Source organism: Pseudomonas sp. P5_A2_2 (assembly GCF_054177685.1).
The window spans coordinates 1-3529 of the sequence record NZ_JBGCUL010000466.1; the positions used below are offsets into that span (position 1 = coordinate 1).

General features: G+C 55.3%; 4 protein-coding genes. All 4 read right to left on the bottom strand.

What is annotated here, in order from left to right; genetic code table 11:
- Positions 1-349 (bottom strand): ACT domain-containing protein (locus tag ACXRVY_RS20485; RefSeq protein WP_458238104.1); only part of this gene is annotated, 349 nt, incomplete at its 3' end.
- A 1-nt stretch (position 350) separates the two neighbouring features.
- Positions 351-1298 (bottom strand): electron transfer flavoprotein subunit alpha/FixB family protein, encoded by a 948-nt coding sequence (locus tag ACXRVY_RS20490; RefSeq protein ID WP_223457200.1) that lies wholly within the window; start codon positions 1296-1298, stop codon positions 351-353.
- Positions 1298-2047, bottom strand: a complete 750-nt coding sequence (locus tag ACXRVY_RS20495) for an electron transfer flavoprotein subunit beta/FixA family protein (RefSeq protein WP_223457198.1) — start codon at positions 2045-2047, stop codon at positions 1298-1300. The genes ACXRVY_RS20490 and ACXRVY_RS20495 overlap by 1 nt, the downstream gene beginning before the upstream one ends.
- Before the next feature lie 296 nt (positions 2048-2343).
- Complete coding sequence (locus tag ACXRVY_RS20500; protein ID WP_223457196.1) at positions 2344-3399, bottom strand: ABC transporter substrate-binding protein; 1056 nt, start codon at positions 3397-3399, stop codon at positions 2344-2346.
- Positions 3400-3529: the final 130 nt, after the last annotated feature.

Here is a 3529-nt window from a genome sequence, read left to right on the forward strand (position 1 = left end):
CAGCCAGATCACCGGTCTTCCAGCGATCGAGCAGATCGGTCATGCAGTGCGAGCCTTTGCTGCACATCAGCACCACACGCTTGCGCTGGTCACTGTCGACCAGCCGCCAGTTCATCGACATCTCTTGTGCGAGCGGTTCGACTTTGCGTTTCAACACTTCGATGTCAAACGGCAGGGTCTCCGCGCGAACAACCATGCGACTGAAGAAGCGATTGCTCTCTTCGTCAGAGAACTGCGAGGCCTCTTCAACCCAACCGCCATGACTGGCGAACAGGCCCGCCGTGCGGGTGATGATTCCCACCCGGTCCGGACAATMGAAAGCAAAGGTATAAGTACGCTTGGCGCTCATTTCAGACTCCTCGAGACAGGGCAGCTTCAAGAGCTGGAACGGCTTCGAACAAATCGGCAACCAGGCCGTAGTCAGCAACGCGGAAAATCGGCGCTTCTTCGTCCTTGTTGATCGCAACGATGATTTTGGAATCTTTCATGCCGGCCAAATGTTGAATGGCACCCGAGATACCGACAGCGATGTACAAGTCAGGCGCCACGATCTTGCCTGTCTGGCCAACCTGCATATCGTTGGAAACGAAACCGGCGTCGACGGCTGCACGAGAGGCACCCACCGCAGCACCCAGCTTGTCGGCGACTTTTTCCAGCAGCGCGAAATTTTCGCCACTGCCCATGCCACGACCGCCGGAAATGACGATTTTGGCCGAGGTCAATTCGATCCGGTCAGAGACGCTGAAATCGGCACTCAGGAATTTGGAAAGACCGGTGTCGTGAGAGACGGAAATGGCCTTGATAGGAGCCAATGCCCCCGTGCGTTCGGCTGCTGCAAACGCGGTGGTGCGAACGGTCAGCACCTTGACGACGTCAGCGCTTTCAACGGTCGCCAGGGCATTACCGGCGTAGTACGGCCGAACGAATGTGTTCGGGGAAACGATTTCCACCACGTCACTGACTTGGGCGACATCCAGCAATGCAGCCACACGAGGAAGCAAATTTTTGCCGTACGCCGTAGAGGCGGCAATGACATGGCCGTAGGTCGAGGTCTTCACCAGCTCAGTCACCAGAGCGGCCACATTCTCGACACCTTGATCTGCATACTCGGGCGCATCTGAAATCAGTACGCAACTCACACCCGCGAAGGTGGCCAACTCCTCAGCGACACTGCCCGCCTGCTGACCCGCCACCAAAACGTCGACGTCTGCCCCAAGGCTCGCCGCCGCTGAAAGCGCGTTCAAGGTGCTCGATTTAAGAGCCCCTTCGTGGTGCTCAGCAATCAATAAAACAGCCATCAGATCACCCCCGCTTCGTTCTTCAGCTTCTCGACCAATTCTTGAACGCTACTCACACGAATGCCTGCCTTGCGCTCAGGCGGCGCCGAGACCTTGATGACTTTCAAACGAGGAGCGATATCGACACCGAGGTCGCCGGCATCAATGACCTCCAGTGGTTTTTTCTTCGCTTTCATGATGTTCGGAAGAGAGGCGTAGCGTGGCTCGTTCAGGCGCAGGTCAGCGGTGATCACTGCTGGCAACCGCAAGCTTCTGGTTTCCAGTCCGCCGTCGACCTCGCGAATGACATTGACCCACTCACCGACGACGTTGATTTGCGAAGCGAAGGTGCCTTGAGCGCTGCCCATCAAGGCGGAAAGCATTTGACCGGTCTGGTTGTTATCACCATCGATGGATTGCTTACCCAGGAGAACAATGCCGGGTTCTTCACGCTGGGTGACCGTGTAGAGAAGTTTGGCAATCGCAAGGGGTTCCAGATCGCTACCCGTCTTGATCAGCACGGCTCTGTCTGCGCCCATTGCCAGTGCGGTTCGCAACTGCTCCTGACAAGCGTCAGGACCCACCGATACGGCGATGATTTCGCTGGCCTGCCCGCTTTCCTTCAATTGAAGTGCGGCCTCCACAGCGATCTCGCAAAAGGGGTTTATCGACATTTTTACGTTGCTTAACTCAACGTCAGATTCATCCGCTTTGACACGGACTTTGACGTTGGCGTCTACGACACGCTTCACCGCCACCAGCACCTTCATAGCAACCTCCGAATAAGTCCAAACCTCTGGAATCCGATGCTATAAGCCCCTATAGCCTCTTACAAACGATCTATATAGGGCATATGGATAAGCAGAACTTATTCGTCGAGCCGTCTTGCAGGTCAGCTTTTTTGTTTTGCGCTGAAACGAAAAAAACCCGACGCAAGCGTCGGGCAAAGTGCACCAAGCAGAGAGCAATTCCTTTGATCAGCTCGGCTAATAGCCGCTATCCCTCACCGAATCTGGTACTTCGATGGCAAGCCGACCCACACGGCTTAACGGCTAAATTCAGACGATCATTTTGCAAGCCAGGCGTTGAAGCGTTCGTTCAGCTCGTCAGCATGATCACCCCACCACTCCGAATTCACCTGCAATGCCGTCGCAAAGTTGGCCGGGTCGGTTGGCATACTCGACTTCATATCGGCGTGAACCAGTGGCTGGGACGACTTGCGTGTCGGGCCATAAGCGATGTACTGACTCTGGTCAGCCATAATCTGAGTCGAGGTTGCGAAACGCAGGAAATCCATGGCCTTGGCTTTATTGGGTGCACCCACCGGCACGGCCCACACATCGATGTCATACATCTGGCCGTCCCAGATGATTTTGAATGGCTGTTTTTCTTTCGCCTGTGCAGCCCAGATCCGACCATTCCAGGCGGAAGTCATCGTGACCTGACCATCTGCCAGCAACTGCGGAGGTTGCGCGCCAGCTTCCCACCAAATCACCTGGCTCTTGATCGAGTCGAGCTTTTTGAAAGCACGCTGAAGCCCCTCATCGGTCTCCAGTGTTTCGTACACCTGATCACGAGGAACACCATCCGCTAACAGAGCCCATTCGAGGTTCGCCTGGGGCGCTTTGCGCAAGCCACGCTTGCCGGGGTATTTTTTGAGGTCGAAGAAATCAGCCAGTGTTGTGGGGGCCTGTCCTTTGAAGGCATTGGTGTTGTAGGCAACCGCCGTGCTCCAAATGTAAGCACCGACCCCGCAATCGTTCAGCGAACCTGGCAGGAAATCCGTCGCCGTAGAGCCATCAGGCGCGGCGGCGAGATCTTTCGCCGGGTTGATGCGCTCCAACAGGCCGGCATTACAGGCCCGCACGGCATCCGGCATTTCCATATCGATCACATCCCAGGCCATTTTTTTCGACTCAACCTGAGCTTTGAGCTGGGCAATACCTCCCGAGTAATCTTCGGTACGAATCTTGACGCCTGTTTTATCGGCATAGGGTTTGATCGAGGACTGTTGCTGAGCCGCTGCGACACTCCCGCCATATGTGACAACCGTGAGGTTTTCTTGCGCCATCACGGCGAAGGAGGTCAAGCCAGAGACGAGAACCAACGCTAATTTTTTCATGATGCTCCCGATAGATTTCTAGTAAGGAAGGCAGTGTGTTCATTGAGTTCGTTATTGTTCTGTTCCACGCATCGCACTAGTCACGCTTCGGTCGCTCAATCGCGTAGCGACTCTTCCTCCTCTACATGCT